Origin of the sequence: Kitasatospora sp. NPDC127067 (genome assembly GCF_042724755.1) — a bacterium.
GTDB lineage: Bacteria > Actinomycetota > Actinomycetes > Streptomycetales > Streptomycetaceae > Kitasatospora > Kitasatospora lactacystinica.
This window is the reverse complement of the sequence record NZ_JBHXEM010000028.1, coordinates 1-19,769: the sequence shown is the minus strand read 5'-3', so window position 1 is coordinate 19,769 and position 19,769 is coordinate 1. Positions and strand designations below refer to the sequence as shown.

Sequence of the window (19,769 nt, the reverse complement as noted above, 5' to 3'; positions counted from 1 at the left end):
CCCCGGCCGCCCGGCCCCGGTGGTCAGGTGTCCTGGCCGGAGGGCTGGGGCGTCCAGCGGCGCAGGCCCTTGCGGTCGTAGTAGCGGGTCATCCCGAAGCCGAACAGCAGGGCCAGCGCCGCGCCGATTCCGATCATGACCCAGCCGCGGGTGAGCCCGGCGTCGGCCCTGGCGTCGAAGAAGAGGATCGCCCGGATGCCGTCGCTGAGCTGGCGCATCGGCTCGAAGAGGCTCAGGAAGCGGTAGAAGCCGGGGACCGCCTGGAGCGGGACGGTGGCGCCGGAGGAGGGCAGCGCCAGCGCGATGAAGACGAACATCGACACCAGCTGCCCGATCCCGCCGAACGCGGCGTTGATCGCCTGCACTCCGAGGCCCACGGCGAGGCTGGCGCAGTAGGCGAAGATCCACAGCTGTGCCAGGTGGGGGGCGTCCATGCCCAGGACGCCGACCGAGCAGAGCACCACGAGCGAGGTGGTGAGCAGCATGATCCCGGCCGTCATGACCATCTTGAGCAGCAGGGTCTGGGTGCGGTTGATCGGGACGGTCGGGCGGCGGGTGTGCCAGGGACCGATCTCGCTGTCGCTGTAGCCGAGCGCGCCGTCGACGCCGTTGTGGACGATGTTGCCGCCGATGAAGCCGGTCAGCACGGCCAGCAGGGTGAAGTAGAAGGCGCTCAGGCCGAGCCCGCTGTGGCCGCCGATCGGGTGGCCGACCTGGGTGGTGACGGCGATCGGGTCGGCGAGCAGCAGTCGGGCGGTGGCTCCGGTGTCCGGACCCGGGGCGCCGGAGGCCGGTACGGCGGCCAGCAGCTGCCCGCCGAGCACCGACGAGGCCTGGTGGGCGGCGTTCTGGGCGATCTGCGCGGCGATCGAGGAGCCGAGGCTGCCCATGCCGGGGTTGGTCAGCACGGTGACGGTCGGCCGCTCGACGGCGCCGCCGGTGACCAGCGCGGTGACGTCGGCGCTGAAGTCCTTCGGCACGACCAGCGCGCCGTAGACCTTGCCGGCGGCGAGCTGTTCGCCCAGTCCGGCCGCGTCCACCTGCCGCCACTGGACGGTGCTGTCGGGAGTGCCGGCCACCACGGCCGCGGCCAGCCGGGCACCGAGGGGCTCCGCCTGCCCGGGCGGCGGCGGGCCCTGGTCCTCGTTCACCAGGGCGATCGGCAGCCGGTGCAGGTGCCCGCTCGGGTTGAGGATGCCCCCCATGTAGAGCAGGGAGAGGAGGACGGCCAGCAGGCAGCACAGGACGCCCGGGAAGAGCCACAGTTTCGGGTTCCGTGCGAGCGTCAGCGCCCGCGCCTGCCGGGGAGGCCCCTGGGAGTCTGCGGTCGCCATGCCACCCCTCGGGTTCGGGCACGACCTGGTGCCGGTGCCGGTACGGCGGGAAGTCGTTCCGTGGCGGCCCGGCGGCCAAACCCCCGTCACCCGGCCGGCCGCCGCCCGCCCCGGGGCGCGGACGGGCGGCGGCGGGCAACGGCGGGCAGTGGCGGGCGCGGACAGGCAGTGGCGGGCAGCGACGGCAGGCACCGGCGTACGCCGACAGAAAGGTAAAGGTTTTACCAAGTGCGCAAGTATCGCTCCCGGGCGGGACTAAGCTCTGACGAGTTGGGGTGAACCGGCGGTCGCGTCGCGCGGGCCGGTGAGCTCCTTGCCGCGTCGATGACACGCACCACGGGGTGCGCCGGCCGGGAGGAGGCGAGAGACATGGATTGCAGTAGTCCGGGCCACAGTTGCCCCTGCCCCCGCCTGCCCTCGCACACCTCCGGCATGCGGTAACACCTTTCCCCGCAGCACGTCCTGACGATCCGTCACCATTCTTCGGCAGTCATCAGCGACGACGGCACGCCATGTCCGCACGCGGCTCCGCCGTGCCCGCACGCCACCGTACGGGCCGCGCAGCCGCGCGCCGATGCGCCGTGCCCGCCCGCGGGGAGAGCCGCCGCCTGCCTCCGAACCGCCCCTCCGGGGCCCAGGGAGGAAACCCATGACCACCCACGCCACGCTCAACTCCGCTCCGCCCGAGCCGCGTTCGGCCGTCCTCGACGACGCGCACGTCGGCGACATCAAGGGCGCGCTCGGCACCATCCGGCTCGACGACACCACGCCCCGGCACGGCCTGTCGGCGAGACTGAAGACCCTGCTCGCGATCGTCGGGCCCGGCCTGATCGTGATGGTCGGCGACAACGACGCCGGCGCCTTCTCCACCTACGGCCAGGCCGGGCAGAACTACGGCACCCAGCTGCTGTGGACGCTGCTGATGCTGGTCCCGGTGCTGTACGTCAACCAGGAGATGGTGCTGCGGCTGGGCGCCGTCACCGGCGTCGGCCACGCCCGGCTGATCCTGGAGCGCTTCGGGAGGTTCTGGGGCGCGTTCAGCGTGATCGACCTGTTCCTGCTGAACGCGCTGACGCTGGTCACCGAGTTCATCGGGGTCACCCTCGCGGCCGGGTACCTGGGCCTGCCGAAGGCGGCCTCGGTGGTGCTCGCCGCCGGGATCATCATCGCCTCGGCCTTCACCGGCTCGTTCCAGCGCTTCGAGCGGGTCGCCGTGACGCTGTGCCTGGGCTCGCTGCTGCTGGTGCCGATCTACTTCATGGTCCACCCGAAGACCTCGCGGATGGCGCACGACTTCGTGGTGCCCGCCATGCCCGGCGGGTCGGGCGGGCTGGCGGCCGTGATGCTGGTGATCATCTCCATCGTCGGCACCACCGTGGCGCCCTGGCAGCTGTTCTTCCAGCAGTCGTACGTTATCGACAAGCGGATCACCCCGCGCTTCATGACGTACGAGAAGGCCGACCTCTGGATCGGCATCGTGATCGTGATCGTCGGCGCCGCCGCCATGATGGGCCTCACCGCCGCCGCCTTCGCGGGCACCGACGGCTTCGGGCACTTCTCCGACGCGGCCGCCGTCGCCCGGGGCATCGAGGACAAGGCCGGGCACCTGGCCGGCGTGCTGTTCGCCATCGCCCTGCTGGACGCCTCGATCATCGGCGCCTTCGCGGTGTCCCTGTCCACCGCGTACGCGATCGGCGACGTCTTCGGCATCAAGCACTCCCTGCACCGCGGGGTGAAGGGCGCCAAGGGCTTCTACGGGATCTACGCGGGCCTGGTGGTCGCGGCGGCGGCGATCACGCTGCTCTCCACCGACTACACCCAGGGCCTGATGACCCAGTTCGTCCAGGTGCTGGCCGGGGTGCTGCTGCCCTCCGCGACCGTCTTCCTGCTGCTGCTCTGCAACGACCGCGCGGTGCTGGGCCCCTGGACGAACGGGCCGCGGACCAACGCCTTCACCTCGCTGGTGGTCGGCGTCCTGGTGATGCTCTCCCTGATCCTCACCGCCGCCGTGGTCTGGCCCGGCATCGGCTCCGGGACGATCCTCCGGATCATGGCCGGCTGCGGCGTGGCGGGCGTGCTCGTCGCCGGGTACTCGTTCACCTTCGGGCGCCGCGGCACCAAGGAGGACCCCGTCGACCGCACCGGCCGGGAGAACTGGCGGATGCCGCCGCTGGAGACCCTCGACAAGCCGGTGCTGTCCACCGCCCGCAAGGTCGGCATGGGCGCGCTGCGCGCCTACCTGCTGATCGCGACGGCCATGGTCGTCGTCAAGATCGTCCAGACCGCGCTGAACCACTGAGCCGACCACGAAGGAGCCCCCGCGCCATGGTCCCGCACCGCCCCAGGCTCGACGCCGTCTTCTCGCACCACCCCGTCCCGGGCCGGCGCCCGGCCCCTCGACCCGCGCCCGCGCCCGGCCTGGTGGTGGACACCGACCAGCGCACCGTCACCGTCGAGGGCCGGCACGTCACCATGCCGTACCTGGAGTTCGAACTGCTCGCGCACCTGGTCGGCAACCCGCTGCGGGTGCACTCCCGGCGCCAGCTGATGGAGAACGTCTGGGGCCGCCCGGACACCGGCGACTCCCGCACCGTCGCCACCCACATCGCCCGGATCCGGCGCAAGCTCGGCCCCGGGCACCGGGAGGCGATCGCCACCGTCCGGCAGATCGGCTACAAGTACGACCCCCGGCTGGCCCGGACCGCCTGACCCCGGCCCGGGACGGCGCGCCCCCGGGCCGGGACACGGCGCCCCACCCGGGGCCGGGCGCACCCGGTGGCCCCGTGGGGGCGGGGCGGGTTTGCGTACGGACGTCCCGAGGGAGCAGACTGCCCGGGTTTGCCCCGGAGGTACCGCCATGACCCTGACGAAGCCCGCCCCGGGCCGGTCCCGGAGCCCGCTGCCGGGTGTGTCCCGGGGCTCGCTGCCGGGCCTGTCCCGGGGCTCACTGCCCACCCGGACCGCGCACCGGCTCGGCGGGCGGGTCTGGACGGACCTGGTCGTCGCGGCCGCCGTCCTGGTCCTGCTCTACCTCGTGCTGCGGCTCGGCCAGGGCGGCGCCGTCCGCTTCTCCACCACCCTGGACGCGGCCGTCGACACCGACCCGGCCCGGCTGCCGTACGACGCGGCGCGCTCGCTGCTGCGGATGTTCGCCGCGCTCGCCCTCTCGATCGTCTTCACCTTCTGCTACGCCTACGCGGCCGCCCGCAGCCGCCGGCTGGAACGGGTGCTGATCCCGGCGCTGGACATCCTCCAGTCGGTGCCGGTGCTCGCCTTCCTCAGCCTCGCGGTCTCCGGTTTCCTCGCCCTCTTCCCCGGCTCGGTGCTCGGCCTCGAATGCGCCGCCGTGTTCGCCATCTTCACCTCCCAGGCGTGGAACATGACCTTCGCCTTCTACCAGGCGCTGGTCTCGCTGCCCCGCGAACTCGACGAGCTGTCCCGCTCCTTCGGGTTCAGCCGGTGGACGCGGTTCTGGAAGGTCGAGCTGCCCTCGGGCATGATCGGCCTGGTCTGGAACGGCATGCTCGGCTTCGGCGGCGGCTGGTTCTTCCTGGTCGCCTCCGAGGCGATCACCGTGGACGGCCGGCGGTACGCGCTGCCCGGGGTCGGCTCGTACGCGGGCGCGGCCATCGCCGCCGGGGACCTCGGCCGGGTCGGCTGGGCCATCGCCACCATGGTGGTACTGGTGGTCGGCGTGAACTTCCTGTTCTGGCGGCCGCTCACCGCCTGGGCCGAGCGCTTCAAGAACGAGCAGTCCGAGGCCACCGAGGTACAGCGCTCGGTCGTGCTGGACCTGCTGCGCCGCTCCCGGCTGCCCGCCGCACTCGGCCGCGCGCTGCGCCCCGCCGGACGGGCCCTGAACCGGGCCGGGCGGGTGTTCGGCACCGCCGACCGCCCGCCGGCCGTCCACCCCGGCCGGCGGCGGGCCGGGGACGTGGCCTTCGCCCTCGTCGCGGGCGGCATCGTGCTGTGGGGCCTCGTCGACCTCGGCCGCTACCTGGCCGACCGCACCGGCCTCGGCGTCTTCGGCGAGCCGCTGCTGCTCGGGCTCGCCACCCTCGCCCGGGTGGTGGTGCTGGTCGCGGTCGCCACCGTGGTCTGGGTGCCGATCGGCGTGAAGATCGGCTTCTCGCCCCGGCTGACCAGGATCGCCCAGCCCGTCGTCCAGGTGCTGGCCGGCTTCCCCGCCAACTTCCTCTTCCCCCTGGTGGTCTGGCTGCTGCTGCGCACCGGGGTGTCGATCGACCTCGGCGGCATCCTGCTGATGGCCCTCGGCTCCCAGTGGTACATCCTGTTCAACGCCATCGCCGGTGCCATGGCCGTCCCCGCCGACCTGCGCGAGGCCATGGACGACCTCGGCGTACGCGGGTGGCAGCGCTGGCGGCGGCTGATCCTCCCCGGCGTCTTCCCGGCGTACGTCACCGGCGGCATCACCGCCTCCGGCGGCGCCTGGAACGCCTCCATCGTCGCCGAGGTGGTCACCTTCGGCTCCACCACGCTGACCGCGACCGGCCTCGGCGCGTACATCGCCCGGGCCGCCGAGCGCGGCGACCACCCCCATCTGCTCGCCGGGGTCGCGGTGATGAGCCTGTACGTCGTCGCCCTCAACCGTCTGCTCTGGCGCCGGCTGTACCGGCTGGCCGAGCGCCGCTACTCGCTGTAGTCCGGAGTCCGCCGATGCGCTTCCCGTTCCGCAACCGTGCCGCCGAGCCCGCACCCGCCCCCGCACCCGCACCCGCCGCCCACGAGGACGGGGACGGGGACGGGGAGGCGCTGCTGGAGACCGCCGGTCTGACCAAGTCCTACGCCGGGGCCGCCGGCGAACTGCCGGTGCTCTCCGGCATCGACCTCACCGTCCGGGCCGGCGAGGTCGTCGCCGTGCTCGGACGCTCGGGCTCCGGCAAGTCCACCCTGCTGCGCTGCCTGGCCGGCCTGGTCCCGCCCAGCTCCGGCACCGTCCGCTACCGCGGCACCCCGCTCACCGGCGCCAACCCCGGCACCGCGCTGGTCTTCCAGACCTTCGCGCTGCTGCCCTGGCTGACCGTGCGGCAGAACGTCGAACTCGGCCTGGAGGCCCGCGGTGTCCCGCCCCGGGAACGCGCCCGGGCCGCCGACCAGGCCATCGACCTGATCGGCCTGACCGGCTTCGCCTCCGCCTACCCCAAGGAGCTCTCCGGCGGCATGCGCCAGCGGGTCGGCTTCGCCCGGGCGCTGGTCGTCGAACCGGACGTGCTGATGATGGACGAGCCGTTCTCCGCCCTCGACGTGCTCACCGCCGAGAACCTGCGCGGCGAGCTGATGGAGCTGTGGGAGTCCGGCCAGTTCCCCACCCGGGCCGTCGTCCTGGTCACCCACAACATCGAGGAGGCGGTGCTGATGGCCGACCGCATCGTGGTCCTCGGCGCCCGCCCGTACGGGACGATCCGGGAGACCGTGGAGGTCGCCCTGGAGCGGCCGCGCGACCGCGACTCGGCGGCCTTCGACGAGCTGGTGGACCGGGTGTACCGGATCATGACCGGCCGGCCCAAGGACACCCGCCCGTCCGGCCGCACCGAACCCGACCCCGAACGGCGCACCGTCGCCGCCACCCCGCTGCCCAGCGCCGGCGTGGACGGCCTCTCCGGTCTCGCCGAGACGATCGCCCACCGGGGCGGGAGCTGCGACCTGGCCGGCCTCGCCGACGAACTCGGCCTGGACATCGACGACCTGCTCCCCCAGGTCGACGCCCTCGACCTGCTGGGCTTCGCCGAGGTCCACGGCGACGACCTGCTGCTCACCGCGACGGGCGCCGCCTACACCGGGGCCGACGCCCAGGAGGCCCGCGCCGTCTTCGCCGCCGCCGCCCTGGAGGTCCCGCTGATCAAGCTGATCGCCAACAGCCTCGGCGGCCGGCCCGGCGCCACCGTCCGCACCGGCTTCCTGCGCGACCTGCTCGGCCGCCACTACACCGGCGAACAGACCGACCGGCAGTTGGAGACCGCCACCGACTGGGGCCGCTACGCGGGACTCTTCGCGTACGACGCCGACCGGCAGGAGTACCGGCTGGCGGCGCCGGGCCGCTGACCGGCCCGGCCCGACGCCGGGCGAGGCACTGCGGAGGGCCGGGGAGGGCTCAGCCGGTCGCCGGGCGGCGGCGCACCGCGCGGGCCGCGCGGGCGAAGGGCTGCGGCGCGGTGGCACCGGCCGGGGCGGCGCCGTCGTCGTCGCCGTCGCGGCGGGCGGGCAGGTCGTGGGCGATCAGCGCGGCCTCGGTGAGCAGCCCGCGCACCTCGGTGGCCCGGTAGAAGATCCGCGTCCCCTCCCGGCGCGCCACCACCAGCCCGGCCGCGCGCAGCTTCGCCAGGTGCTGCGAGGTCGCCGACACGTGCGCCCCCAGCAGTTCGGCCAGCTCGCTCACCGGCAGCTCCCGGTGGCTCAGCGCCCACAGCAGCCGGTACCGCGACGGGTCCGCCACCGCCTTCAGCACCGCCACCGCCCGCTCCGCCGCCTCGGCGTCCCAGGCCTCTTCCCGCGCACCACCCATACAGGGATCGTACCGACGCCCGCCGGCCCGCCGACCCGCCCCTCGACGATGGCACCGGCCGGGCCCGGGACGTGTCCGGTGGGTCCTGTCGGATCGGGGCGCGGCGTCGTGTACGCGGCGTCGGGGCGCGGCCTCGGAGTGCGTGCCTCGCGAGGCCGAGGTGGGGGCACCTCCCGGCCGGACGCCGGGGGCGCGTGGTGCACCCGGCGAAGGTCCGCACGACGCGCCCCGGCTCCGCCGCCGGCGCCCCGGAGGGCCTCGCGGCGTTCCGGGAGGCCGTTCCAGGCGGGTGTGAACCCGCAGGTCAACGGGGGTGGAACCGTTCCAGCGTCCCGGCTCGGCGGGGAGGTCTGGCGGACCGGCCGGACGACGGACCAGAGTGCTGCCCAGCGGTCGGCGCCGACGGCCCGCCGCCTTCCTCGCCTCCTTCATCCGCAACCTCACGGGGGAACCTCCATGTCCGCTCGCCGTGCCCTGTTCGTCCCGGCCGCCCTCGCCCTGGGCGCCGCCCTCGCCCTGACCGCCTGCGGGCCGGACGGCGGCGACGCGGCCCGGCCCGCGAAGCCCGCCGGGACCACCGCGGCCGGCACCGCCCCCGGTGCCGCGGCACCCGCCGCACCCGCCGTGCCCGCCGCGCCCGCCGCGCCCGCCGACCGGCCGACCCCAGGCGGCTCCGCCCGCCCGAAGACCCCCGTGGTCCCCGCCACGGGCGGCGGGGCCGCAGCCGCCGGCGACGAGGCGTACGCCTACACCCACCCCTGCAAGGCCGACAAGCTGACGGTCAAGGTGTCCGCCCGGGCCGGGTCGCCCGACCAGCGGGTGATCGAGGTCCACAACCAGGGCACCGCCTACTGCGGCCTGAGCTACTACCCGCTCATCGGCCTCGGCAGCTCGAAGGCCCCCCAGCACGGCGACGACCTCACCCCACTGGTTCCGGGCGGGCTGGGCGGCCCGCCGGCCTACGCGCTGGCTCCCGGCAGGAGCACCTACGCGGTGGTGGACCTCAACCCCGGCAGCGGCGGGGTGGCCGACGTGGACCAGCTGAACGTCCTGCCCGACGACCAGATGCCCAACGCCGACACCCGGAACTTCCCGCTCGGCGCCGGCGCGAAGGTGGGCAAGCAGCCGAAGCTCGGCCTGTACCGGGAGAGCGTCGCCGACGCGGCGGCCTCCACGGAGACGGCCGGCCGGAGCTGACCTGCCGCTTCGCACTCCCCTGCCCCGGTCCCCGCCCCGGCCTGCCGGTACGGTGATTCGCGGATCGACGGCATCCCGGGCCGGGCCCGGGGTGGGGGAAGGGCAGCAGATGAGTGTGGAGACCGAGGAGTTCGCGGCGATGCTGCGCGAACTCAAGGAGCGTTCGGGCCGCAGCTACGGGGCCCTGGCCACCCGGCTGCACGTCAGCACCTCCACCCTGCACCGCTACTGCAACGGCGCCGCCGTACCGACCGAGTACGCGCCGGTGGAGCGGCTGGCCCGGGTCTGCGGGGCCGGCGGCGAGGAACTGGTCGAGCTGCACCGCCGCTGGATCCTGGCCGACGCGGCCCGCCGCCGGGAGGCCTCCTCCGCGGGCACCCCGGCCGCCGCCGCACCGGCGCCCACGCCGACACCCGCACCGACACCGCAGCCGCAGCCGGAAGCGGAGCCGCGGCTCCGGCCGGAAGCCGCACCCGACCCGCAGTCCGCCGCCGCGCCGGAGGAGGAACAGGAGGTGACGACCACCCACCTCGCGCCCCCGCCCGCCGGGCCGCGCCACCGCATCCGCACCCGGGTGCTGCTGAGCGCGACCGCCGTGGTCGCGCTGGCCGCCGTGGCCTCCGGCCTCCTCCTGCGCGACACCGGCGGCACCGGCGGCACCGGCGGCACCCCGAACGCCTCCGCCTCCTCGCCCGCCTCCTCGCCCATCTCACCGTCCGTCGCCGCCACCGCGGGGGCCGGCACCGCGCCCACCGGTGCCCCGGCGCCGCCGGCCCCCGCGGGCTCCGCCGCCCCGGACACCCCGTCCGCCGCCCCGGCGGCCCCCGAGGACCTCCCCGCGCCCTTCCACGTCAGTGTCCTCAGCAACGGCTGGGGCAGCCCCTGCGACCAGTGGTTCCTCTCCGCCCGCTCCCCCGCCCAGGTGACCCCGCCCCCGTCGTCCTCCGGCCGGATCGACAGCTGGGCGGCCTCCCAGCGCCTGGTCCCGGCCGGGCACCTGCGCATCGAGCTGACCGCCCTGGGCGCGAGCTCGGACGCCGTCGTGCTGAACTCCATGTCCGTACAGGTGGTCAGCACCCGGCCCGCCCCCAAGTGGAACGCCTACACGCCCGGGTCCGGCTGCGGAGGCGGGCTCGAACCGGCGTCCTTCGCGGTCGACCTCGACGCGGCCACGCCGCGCCTCGTCCCCGTCGCGGGCCGGGAGGGCGAACGGAGGACCGGCACGACGGACTTCCCGTACCGGATCTCGGCCACCGACCCGCAGGTGATCGATGTGGACGCCGCCACCCGTTCCCAGGACGTCAGCTGGTTCCTCGAACTGGTGTGGACCGGCAAGGACGGCCGCAAGGGCACGATGCGGGTGGACCTCGGCGACCAGCAGCCGTTCCGCACCGTCGGCATGCAGGGCGCGCCGAACTACATCCACAACGGCACCTCCTGGGCCCCGGCCCACAACGAGGGCTGAGTCCGGCCGACGGCCGGGGCCGGGGCGCCCGACCCCTGGCCTACGTCAACGGTGCGGGCATAACCTCGGGGGATGACCGACCGCGTAGTCCCCGAACCGCAGCGCCGTCGACGCCGCCCCACCAAGCAGGGCGTGGTGCTGTCCGCCGAGCTGATCGTCGGGACCGCGATCCGGCTGATCGGCAGCCACGGCACCGAGGCGCTCACGGTGCGGCGGCTCGGCGCCGCGCTCGGCGCCGACCCGAGCGCGGTCTACCGCTACTTCCACAGCACCGACGACCTGCTGCTCGCCGTCGCCGACGAGCTGATCGGCCGCGCCCAGCACGGCTGGCGGCCCACCGGCGACTGGCGCGCCGACCTGCGCGCCATCGGTCTGCGCATCCACGCCAGCTACCTGGCCCACCCGCAGGCCGCCATCCTCGCCGCCCACCGCACCACCGGCCGCACCCACGAGATCGCCGCCGTCGAGGCGATCCTCGGCGTCCTGCGCACGGCGGGCTTCCCGGACCCGGAGGCCGTCCGGATCTACCACGCCTTCGTCGACCAGAGCCTCGGCTTCGCCGCCCTGGACGCCGCCACGCTCGCCCTCCCGGCCCCTGCCCAGAACGCCGACCTCCAGGTCTGGCAGGCCTCCTACGCCCGGCTCGGCGCCGCCGACCACCCCCACATCGCGGCCACCGCCCACCTGCTCACCACCGACATGCGCCGCAGCGGCTACCCGTACGCCCTGGACCTGCTCCTGGAGGCCGCCGAGGCCCGGCTGCGAGCGGCGGGCGGCTGAGGCGGGCGGGCCGACGGCGTGACCTTCCTCGTGGCGGGCGTGGCGGGCGTGGCGGGCACGGCGCGCGGTGACGGGGGCGGCCGGCCTCGGACGCCCGGCGCGGCACCGCCCGGGCCCGGGCACGCCGCCGGCCGCCGGCGGTGAGCCCCCGTACGCCCACCGCCGACGGCCGGTCCGGCCCCTGCCCGGCTCAGTCCGCCGCGTGCACCAACTCGCCGCCGACGTACGTCCGCAGGACCCGCGCCCGCGCGATCTCCTCCGGCGGCCCGGTGAGGATGTCCCGGTCGAGCACGACCAGGTCCGCGAGCCGCCCGGCCGCCAGCACGCCGGCGTCGTCGTGCCCGTTGAGGTACGCGCTGCCGGCCGTGTACGCGGCGATGGCCGAGCCCAGGTCGAGCCGCTGCTCGGGCAGGAAGACCCGCCCGTCGGTGGCCTCCGGTTCCATCCGGTTGACCGCCACGTGCAGCCCCGCCAGCGGGTCCGGGCTGCTCACCGGCCAGTCGCTGCCCGCCGCCAGGGTGGCGCCGGCCCGCTGGAGGGCGCCGAACGGGTACTGCCAGGCGGCCCGTTCGGGCCCCAGGAAGGGGATGGTCAGCTCGTCCATCTGCGGCTCGTGCGCGGCCCACAGCGGCTGGATGTTGGCGACGGCGCCGAGCCGGGCGAAGCGCGGGAGGTCGTCCGGGTGGACCACCTGGAGGTGGGCGAGGTGGTGCCGGGCGCCGCGCCGGCCGTTGGCGGTGCGGGCGGCCTCGACGGCGTCCAGCGCCTCGCGCACGGCCCGGTCGCCGAGCGCGTGGAAGTGGACCTGGAAGTCGAGCGCGTCCAGTGCGGTGACGTGGCCGCGCAGCGCCACCGGATCGACGAAGCTGAGGCCGGAGTTGGCGGTGGCGCAGCCGCAGCCGTCCAGGTAGGGGCTGGTCATCGCGGCGGTGAAGTTCTCCGCGATGCCGTCCTGCATGATCTTCACCGAGCCGGCCCGGAACCGTCCGTGGCTCAACTCCGCGCGTCGCCGAACGAGTTCGGGGATCTGTTCGGCGCCCCGGTCCCGCTCCCACCACAGTGCGCCGGTCACCCGGGCGGTCAGCGCGCCGGAGCGGGCGGCGGCCAGGTAGGCGTCCGACGGGTCCGGCTGGCCGTTGAACTCGCCGAGCAGCGCGTCCTGCCAGCCGGTGATGCCGAGCGAGTGCAGCAGCCGCTGGGCGCGCAGCAGTCCGTCGAGCCGGTCTGCGGCGGTCGAGGGCGGCACCAGCCGGGCGACCAGGGCGGTGGCGCCCTCCTGGAGGGTGCCGCCGGGAGTGCCGTCGGCCTCGCGCTCGATCCGTCCGTCGGCCGGGTCGGGGGTGTCGGCGGTGAGCCCGGCGAGTTCCAGCGCCCTGGTGTTGGCCCAGGCGCCGTGGTGGTCCCGGTTGGTCAGGTACACCGGCCGGTCGGGGACGACGGAGTCGAGCAGCTGCCGGGTGGGCAGTCCGCCCTCGAAGCTCTCCATCGACCACCCGCTGCCGGTGATCCACTCCTGCTCCGGGTTGGCGTCGGCGTACGCCCGGACGCGCTCCAGGTAGTCGGCGACGCCGACCGTCCCGGTGAGGTCGCAGGAAGCCAGCTCGGCGCCGCCGAACACCGCGTGGATGTGCGCGTCCTGGAAGCCGGGCAGCAGCAGTTTGCCGGTGAGGTCGACGACCTCCGTCCTCGGCCCGATCAGCTCCCGGACCTCGTCGTGCCCGACGGCGGTGATCCGTTCGCCGACGACCGCCAGGCCGCTCGCCCGGGTGCGGGCCGCGTCGCCGGTGTGGACGGGGCCGTGGGTGAAGACCAGATCGGCCTCGGTCATGGGTGGTGCTCCGTTCTCGCGTCCTCGTGATTCGTCCTGCCGTACCGCGGGGTCACTCGGCCACGGCGCCCTCCCGCAGGAAGTACGGCGAGCGCCGCCGCCAGCGGGCCCAGGCCGCCGCCGGCAGCCCGCTGACCACCATCATGATCACCACGGACAGCTCGAACCACCCGTTGTCCGCGGCGAGTTCGAAGTGGTCCGTGGAGTCGTAGAAGCTCCAGGCCAGGTACCCGCCGACGGCGAGCAGCGCCGCCGCGCCCAGCAGCGGCCCGACGACCGCGCGCAGCCCCTCCGGCAGGTCGGTGCGCAGCAGCCCGCGGAACCGGACGGCGGCGGCGACGGCGGTCAGCGCGTAGTAGAGCGCGACGACGATGCCGATCGCGTTGACCGCGGCCGAGATCAGGTCGTTGACGGTCGGGATGGCGATCGAGGCCAGCGCCAGCAGGACCGCGACGCCGGTGATCAGCAGGGTGCCGACGGCGGGCGTGGCGTGCCGGGTGTGCAGCCGGGTCCAGACCGGGCCGAGCACCCGGTCGCGCCCCATCGCGTACATCCCGCGGGCGGTCGGGATCACCGAGGACTGCAGCGAGGCCACGGCGGAGAACATCAGCGCGATCAACGGCAGTGCGGCCAGCGGCTGTTCGGCGAGCTTGGTGCCGAAGTAGGTCAGCCCGTGAGCGCCGTTGTCGGCCAACTCGTCGATCGGCAGCACCCGCTGGAAGGCCGTTCCGGCGAGCAGGAACAGCGCCAGCATCACCATCAGGGCCAGCAGACCGCCCCGGGAGGCGTCCCGCGGGTCGCGCACCTCCTCGCCGACGCTGAACACCGACTCGAAGCCCCAGTAGCAGAACACCGCGAGCACCATGCCCTGGGCGACCGCGTCGAAGGAGGGGATGTCGAAGGGGTTGTACCACTGGAGCGAGAACGGCTGGTCGCCGGCGAACAGCCCGTAGCCGCAGAAGCCGAGCAGCACGGCGTACTCGAAGACCAGCAGCGCCTTCTGCAGCCTGGCCGCCAGGTCCAGCCCGCGCACCGCGACCAGTGCGGCGCCCACCAGCACCACCAGGCCGATCAGGGTGCACTGGACGGTCGAGTCGGCGTCGAGCCGCAGCCCGGCGACGCTGCGGACGTGGGCCTGGTCCAGCAGCTGGACGATCGAGGAGCCGGTGACGGTCGTGGTGTACGCCATGAAGACCACGGTCCCCACGGTGTTCACCCACCCGGTCAGGAAGCCCAGCCAGGGGCTGAGGATGCGCCCGACCCACCGGTAGCTGCTGCCCGCGTCCGGCTCGACGGCGTTCAGCCGCCCGTACCCGCCGGCGATGGCGAGCACCGGCAGGAAGGCCAGCAGCATGATCGCCGGAAGGTGCAGGCCGACCACCCCGGCCATCAGGCCCAGGCCGATCCCGATGCTGCTGGTGGCGGCCGTGCTGGAGGCGGCGATCACCGCTCCGTCCACCAGGCCGAGCGACTTGCGCATCGTGACGTGGGAGCTTCGCGCGTCCGCTCTCGGGCCGCCGCCCGTGTCCTTCACCGTCGATGCCAACGGATCACCGCCTTGGTCGTGGGGTGCGCGTGTGGGGGAATCCCGGCACCGGTCGCAGAGGGTGACGCGGGCGGGAAGTGCGAGCCATGAAACCGGCGGCCCCGCCACACGTCAATGGCGTTGTCATAAGCCTCCGCGCCATCGCCGCCCGTCCCGGCCCGGCCCGGCCCGGCCCGAGGGGCCCGCCGGTCGTCCGGCGGGCCCCTCGGTGTCTCCTGCTCTTCCCGGTGCTTCCTGCCGGGGTCCTAACCCTCCGGGCCCTCCAGCCACCGGCTCGTCGCGTCCCAGGCCGCCCGCAGCGCCTCCGGCCGGGCCAGCTCGTGGTGCCCGCACGGCAGGGCCGTCTGCACCACCTCGCCGGTGACGTACGGCTTCCACCGGACCCCGAGCGGCGTCCCGGCCGGCTTGCCCAGCAGCGCCGCCACGTGGATCAGGTCGCCCTGGAACGTCCCCGGAACGTGCGCCGTCGCGATCTCGACGTTGTTCGCCCGGACGCCCTCGGCCACGGCCAGCTCCTCGTCGGAGAGGTCGAGGCCGAAGCGCTCGCCGACCCGCAGGACGGCGTCGGTCCAGTCGACCTCCTCGATCCCGGGCTCGTCCACGCCCTGGTCCACGGTGACCGACGGGTAGGCGTCGAGCGCGACCAGCGCGCCGACCTCCTCGCCGACGGCCTGCAGCTGCACCGCCATCTCGTGCGCGACGACACCGCCCAGCGACCAGCCCAGCAGGTGGTACGGGCCGCTCGGCTGCACCGCCCGGACCTGCTCGACGTAGTCCGCCGCCATCTCCTTGACCGAACCCGGCAACGCGCCCGGCTCGCTCAGACCGCGCGCCTGGAGGCCGTACAGCGGCCATTCCTCGGGCATGATCCCGGTCAGCGGGGCGTAGCACCAGCTGAGACCACCGGCCGGGTGCACCGCGAAGAACGGCGGCCGCTCGCCACCCGCGCGCAGCGGGAGCAGGACCTTGAGCCCCTCCGCGCCCGCCGGCCGGCGCAGCCCCCGGACCAGGGACTCGACCGTGGGGCCCTCGAAGAGGTTCCGGACCCCCACCGCGACCCCGAGCGTCGACCGCAGCCGGTCGACCAGTGTCACCGCCAGCAGCGAATGCCCGCCCAGCTCGAAGAAGTTGTCGTCGATGCCGACCCGGGGCAGGCCCAGGACCTCGGCGAACACCTCGCAGACCAGCCGCTCGTCCGCCGTGCGCGGCGCCCGGTAGGACGACTCCAGCAGCTCCGCCCGGTCCGGCGCCGGCAGCGCACGACGGTCCAGCTTGCCGTTGACCGTCAGCGGCAGCGCGTCCAGCACCGTGATCGCGGACGGGACCATGTACTCCGGCAGCACCCCGCCCAGCCCGGCCCGGACCTCGGCGACGTCCACCTCCGCGGCCACGGCCGGGACGACGTAGGCGGCGATGCGCCGGTCACCGGGGACGTCCTCGCGGACGATCACGGTGGCCTGCGCGATCCCGGGCCGGCCGAGCAGGGCGGCCTCGATCTCGCCCAGCTCGATGCGGTGGCCGCGGATCTTCACCTGGTCGTCGGTACGGCCCAGGTACTCCAGCGTCCCGTCCTCGCGCCAGCGAGCCAGGTCACCGGTGCGGTACATCCTCCCTCCTTGCCCGCCACCGGGCTGGGGGCACCTCCCAGCCGCCAGGCTGGGGGCGAGGGGCCCACCCCCGGCCGAACCGAACGGGCAGGCCACGAACCGCTCCGCCGTCAGACCCCGGCGGCCCAGGTAGCCCCGGGCCAGGCCGGCACCCGCCACGTACATCTCGCCGGGCACCCCGACCGGAACCGGTGCGAGGAACCTGTCCAGCACGAACACCCGGGTGTCGACCACCGGCGAACCGATCGACACCACGCCCGCCGACGGATCGCACGGCCACATCGTGGCGTCCACCGTCGTCTCGGTCGGGCCGTACGAGTTGAACACCCGGTGGTCGCGCATCCAGCGGGCCATCACGTCCGGCGGACAGGCCTCACCGGCGGTCACCAGGACGACGTCGTCGGCGATCGACCGCTCGTCCAGCGTCGCCAGCACGGCCGGCGGCAGCGTCACATGGGTGACCCGCTGCTCCGCCAGGAAGTGCGGCAGGGCCTCGCCCAGGCGGCGGTCCTGCGGGATCACCACCAGGGCCGCGCCGGTCAGCAGGGCCATGAACCACTCCCAGCCGAAGGTGTCGAAGCCCGCCGAGGCGAACTGCCCGACCCTCGACCCGGAGCCGACCCCCAGGTACCGCACCTGACCGGCCACCAGGCTCGCCACACCCGCGTGGGAGACCAGCACGCCCTTGGGGCGACCGGTCGACCCGGAGGTGTAGATCACGTACGCCGCGTCCGCGGTCCGCACCACGCGGTCCACCAGCGCGCCGCCGTCCAGGCCGGCCAGCTCCGCCACCGTCTCCGGCGCGTCCAGGACCAGCGCGCCGGAACCGGGCAGAGCCGACACCGTGCCCGCCGAGGCCAGCACCGTCACCGGCCTCGCGTCCTCCAGCATGTAGCCGATCCGGTCCGCCGGGTACGCCGGGTCGATCGGCATGTACGCACCGCCGGCCTTGACCACCGCCAGCAGCGCGACCATCAGCCCGACCCCGCGCTCCAGGCAGACGCCGACCACGGACTCCGCGCCCACGCCCCGCGACACCAGCAGCCTGGCCAGGCGGTTCGCCCGGGCGTCCAGCTCCCGGTAGGACACCTCGGCCCCGTCGGCGGCCACCGCGACCGCCTCCGGCAGCCGCGCCACCTGGGCCTCGAAGAGCTCGCCGACCGTCGCGGCCGGAACGTCGGAGGCGGTGTCGTTCCACGCGGTCAGCAGCCGGTCGCGCTGCCGGTCGTCGAGGACGGGAATCCGCTCCAGCGACGTACCGGCGTCCCGCTCCAGCGCGCCGACCATGTTCTCGACCGCCGTGTGCAGCAGACCGCACACCGCGTCCGGGTCGATCGGCGAACCCGCCTGCACCGAGAGCCGGAAGCCGGCACCGGTGTCGTCCACCGAGGCCGTGAGCGGGTAGTTGGTCCGCTCGTGCCCGTACAGCACCCGGATCCCGGCGAGGCCGGTGCCCTCGCCCGTCGCGCCGGGGCTGTGGCGGTAGTTGAGGAGCGAGGTGAACAGCGGGCTCTGCGCCGGCAGGCCGGTGGCCTGCTGGGCGAGGGTCAGCGGGGCGTGCTCGTGCCGCAGCAGCTCGCCCAACTGCACCTGCGCGGCCCGCAGTCCGGCGTCCAGTGCCCGGGTCGCGTCGATCCGGATCGGCAGGGTGTTGATGTACAGACCCGGCGTCCGGTGCGCGGTGCCTCCCGCGTCCATCCGGCCCAGGAACACCGTGCCGAACACGGGGTGCGTCTGCCCGGTCGTCGCGGCCGCGACGCGGGCCCAGGCCAGGTGGAAGAACGCCGCCGCGCTGACGCCGTGGCGACGCGCCTGCTCACGGACCCGGCCGGCCAGTTCGGCCGACAGCTCGACGATCGCCTCGCCGGTGCCGCTGCCGTCGCCGTGGGTGTCGAGCACGCCGTACGGCGCGGTCGGCTCCTCGACGTCACCGAGCGCCCGCTCGAAGTACGCGCGGTGCTGCTCGGCGGTGACCGCCAGGCGGGCGTGGGCGACGAAGTCGCGGTACGGCGCCGGCTCGGGCAGGCGGTCCTCCTCGTGCTCCAGGTGCGCGCGCACCTCGTCGAAGAGGATCTCCAGGGCCTGGTGGTCGCGAGTGAGGTGGTGGCTGCGCAGAGCCATCAACCACTGCCCGGATTCACCGTCCTGAGTGATCGTCAGATCGATCATGGGTGCGCGGCTGATGTCCATCGAGGGCGGGCACGCCGCCAGCAGCCGGGCCACCGCGTCGTCGCCGAAATCACCGGAGTCACGGGAGTCACGGGAGTCACGGGACAGCGTGACCTCGTGAACGGGCAGAGTTGCCCGGCGCAGGACGACCTGGAGCGGCTGGGGCAGGCTCTCCCACAGCACGGCCGTCCGCAGGATGTCGTGCCGGTCGACGACGTGCTGGAGCGCGGCGACGAAGTCGTCCATGCGCCCACGCGAATCGAAGCCCAGAACGACCGGAACGATGTAGACATCGCGCCCCTGGTCCGCGTCCAGCAGATGGTGGAAGAAGATCCCCTCCTGCAGCGGCGCCAGCGGATAGACGTCCGCGACGTTCGCCGCACCGCCCGGGACCGCCGCACTGATCCGGTCGAGGTCCGCCTGGCTCAGCTCGGCCAGCGTGACCATGTCCGGGGTCAGCGCGGTCGCGTCCCTCGGGATCCGGTTCTCCGGCACCACGAAGGCCCGGCCGGTGTCGGCGGCCGCCAGCCCGGCGGGCGTCGGCACCTGGAACAGTCCACGCACCGAGACCTGGAGGCCGCGCGAGCGCAGGCGCTCGACCAGGGTGACCGCCAGCAGGGAGTGACCGCCCAGCTCGAAGAAGTTGTCGTCGATGCCCACCTGGGGCAGGCCCAGGACCTCGGCGAACACCTCGCAGACCACCTGCTCGTCCGCCGTGCGCGGCGCCCGGTAGGCCTCCTGGATCGCGGTGATCTCGGGGGCCGGCAGAGCGCGGCGGTCCAGCTTGCCGTTGACCGTCAGCGGGAGCGCGTCCAGCAGCACGATCGCGGACGGGACCATGTACTCCGGCAACACCGTCGCGAGGGTGCCGCGCAAGGCGGCGGTATCGATCTCCGCAGCGGCGGCGGGGACGATGTAGGCGGCAATGCGCTTGTCGCCCGGAACGTCCTCGCGGACGATCACGGCCGCCTGCGCGACACCCGACCGACCGAGGACGGCCGCCTCGATCTCGCCCAGCTCGATGCGGTAACCGCGCACCTTCACCTGGTCGTCGGTCCGGCCCAGGTAGTCGAGCGTGCCGTCCTCGCGCCAACGGGCGAGGTCACCCGTGCGGTACATCCGCTCCCCGGACTCGCCGAACGGGCAGGCCACGAAGCGCTCCGCCGTCAGACCCGGACGGTTCAGATACCCACGTGCCAACTGCACACCGGCGAGGTACAACTCACCTGCCACACCGACCGGAACCGGACGCAGGGCCGCGTCCAGCACGTACACCCGGGTGTTGCCGACCGGCCCACCGATCGGCACCGTCGCCGTCCC

At 74.3% G+C, this 19,769-nt stretch carries 12 protein-coding genes; 7 read left to right on the top strand and 5 right to left on the bottom strand.

The features are described 5' to 3' along the window. Positions 1 to 23: 23 nt before the first annotated feature. Positions 24 to 1,334, bottom strand: coding sequence for a YhgE/Pip domain-containing protein (locus ACFWJ4_RS14865; protein WP_380543509.1), 1,311 nt, complete (start codon positions 1,332 to 1,334; stop codon positions 24 to 26). A 649-nt stretch (positions 1,335 to 1,983) separates the two neighbouring features. Between ACFWJ4_RS14865 and ACFWJ4_RS14860 the strand changes: the two genes are divergently transcribed. The 4 genes from ACFWJ4_RS14860 to ACFWJ4_RS14845 all read left to right on the top strand — a co-directional run bounded on the left by ACFWJ4_RS14860 (position 1,984) and on the right by ACFWJ4_RS14845 (position 7,397). Further along, positions 1,984 to 3,633, top strand: a complete 1,650-nt coding sequence (locus ACFWJ4_RS14860; RefSeq protein WP_380543506.1) for an NRAMP family divalent metal transporter — start codon at positions 1,984 to 1,986, stop codon at positions 3,631 to 3,633. A gap of 26 nt (positions 3,634 to 3,659) precedes the next feature. Then, a complete protein-coding gene (locus ACFWJ4_RS14855) occupies positions 3,660 to 4,043 on the top strand; it encodes a winged helix-turn-helix domain-containing protein (protein WP_380543503.1) in 384 nt (127 codons plus the stop codon). A gap of 148 nt (positions 4,044 to 4,191) precedes the next feature. Further along, positions 4,192 to 5,997 (top strand): ABC transporter permease, encoded by a 1,806-nt coding sequence (locus ACFWJ4_RS14850; RefSeq protein ID WP_380543500.1) that lies wholly within the window; start codon positions 4,192 to 4,194, stop codon positions 5,995 to 5,997. 14 nt (positions 5,998 to 6,011) lie between these two features. After that, entirely contained in the window at positions 6,012 to 7,397 is a 1,386-nt protein-coding gene (locus tag ACFWJ4_RS14845) for a nitrate/sulfonate/bicarbonate ABC transporter ATP-binding protein (protein WP_380543497.1), read from the top strand. A 49-nt stretch (positions 7,398 to 7,446) separates the two neighbouring features. Here the strand turns inward: ACFWJ4_RS14845 and ACFWJ4_RS14840 are convergent, their stop codons facing one another. Then, complete coding sequence (locus ACFWJ4_RS14840) at positions 7,447 to 7,857, bottom strand: metalloregulator ArsR/SmtB family transcription factor (RefSeq protein ID WP_359897608.1); 411 nt, start codon at positions 7,855 to 7,857, stop codon at positions 7,447 to 7,449. Positions 7,858 to 8,313: 456 nt separating this feature from the next. Between ACFWJ4_RS14840 and ACFWJ4_RS14835 the strand changes: the two genes are divergently transcribed. From ACFWJ4_RS14835 to ACFWJ4_RS14825, 3 genes are all read left to right on the top strand, one after another. Then, positions 8,314 to 9,054, top strand: a complete 741-nt coding sequence (locus tag ACFWJ4_RS14835; protein ID WP_380543494.1) for a hypothetical protein — start codon at positions 8,314 to 8,316, stop codon at positions 9,052 to 9,054. 109 nt (positions 9,055 to 9,163) lie between these two features. Further along, positions 9,164 to 10,519, top strand: coding sequence for a helix-turn-helix domain-containing protein (locus ACFWJ4_RS14830; RefSeq protein WP_380543491.1), 1,356 nt, complete (start codon positions 9,164 to 9,166; stop codon positions 10,517 to 10,519). Positions 10,520 to 10,591: 72 nt separating this feature from the next. After that, positions 10,592 to 11,299, top strand: a complete 708-nt coding sequence (locus ACFWJ4_RS14825) for a TetR/AcrR family transcriptional regulator (protein WP_380543488.1) — start codon at positions 10,592 to 10,594, stop codon at positions 11,297 to 11,299. Between the two features lie 190 nt (positions 11,300 to 11,489). Here the strand turns inward: ACFWJ4_RS14825 and ACFWJ4_RS14820 are convergent, their stop codons facing one another. The 3 genes from ACFWJ4_RS14820 to ACFWJ4_RS14810 form a co-directional block, all read right to left on the bottom strand. Continuing rightward, a complete protein-coding gene (locus ACFWJ4_RS14820) occupies positions 11,490 to 13,127 on the bottom strand; it encodes an amidohydrolase (protein WP_380543485.1) in 1,638 nt (545 codons plus the stop codon). A gap of 52 nt (positions 13,128 to 13,179) precedes the next feature. Further along, the gene (locus tag ACFWJ4_RS14815) at positions 13,180 to 14,607 is read right to left on the bottom strand and encodes an APC family permease (RefSeq protein ID WP_380543641.1); all 1,428 of its coding nucleotides are present in this window, start codon (positions 14,605 to 14,607) and stop codon (positions 13,180 to 13,182) included. Positions 14,608 to 14,918: 311 nt separating this feature from the next. Then, positions 14,919 to 19,769: amino acid adenylation domain-containing protein (locus ACFWJ4_RS14810; RefSeq protein ID WP_380543482.1), on the bottom strand; the 4,851-nt coding region annotated here is incomplete at its 5' end.

Excerpts from the sequence above, each read along its gene's own strand:
- ACFWJ4_RS14865 (WP_380543509.1), bottom strand. The coding sequence starts at position 1,334 with ATGGCGACCGCAGACTCCCAGGGGCCTCCCCGGCAGGCGCGGGCGCTG.
- ACFWJ4_RS14860 (WP_380543506.1), top strand. The coding sequence starts at position 1,984 with ATGACCACCCACGCCACGCTCAACTCCGCTCCGCCCGAGCCGCGTTCG.
- ACFWJ4_RS14855 (WP_380543503.1), top strand. The coding sequence starts at position 3,660 with ATGGTCCCGCACCGCCCCAGGCTCGACGCCGTCTTCTCGCACCACCCC.
- ACFWJ4_RS14850 (WP_380543500.1), top strand. The coding sequence starts at position 4,192 with ATGACCCTGACGAAGCCCGCCCCGGGCCGGTCCCGGAGCCCGCTGCCG.
- ACFWJ4_RS14845 (WP_380543497.1), top strand. The coding sequence starts at position 6,012 with ATGCGCTTCCCGTTCCGCAACCGTGCCGCCGAGCCCGCACCCGCCCCC.
- ACFWJ4_RS14840 (WP_359897608.1), bottom strand. The coding sequence starts at position 7,857 with ATGGGTGGTGCGCGGGAAGAGGCCTGGGACGCCGAGGCGGCGGAGCGG.
- ACFWJ4_RS14835 (WP_380543494.1), top strand. The coding sequence starts at position 8,314 with ATGTCCGCTCGCCGTGCCCTGTTCGTCCCGGCCGCCCTCGCCCTGGGC.
- ACFWJ4_RS14830 (WP_380543491.1), top strand. The coding sequence starts at position 9,164 with ATGAGTGTGGAGACCGAGGAGTTCGCGGCGATGCTGCGCGAACTCAAG.
- ACFWJ4_RS14825 (WP_380543488.1), top strand. The coding sequence starts at position 10,592 with ATGACCGACCGCGTAGTCCCCGAACCGCAGCGCCGTCGACGCCGCCCC.
- ACFWJ4_RS14820 (WP_380543485.1), bottom strand. The coding sequence starts at position 13,127 with ATGACCGAGGCCGATCTGGTCTTCACCCACGGCCCCGTCCACACCGGC.
- ACFWJ4_RS14815 (WP_380543641.1), bottom strand. The coding sequence starts at position 14,607 with ATGCGCAAGTCGCTCGGCCTGGTGGACGGAGCGGTGATCGCCGCCTCC.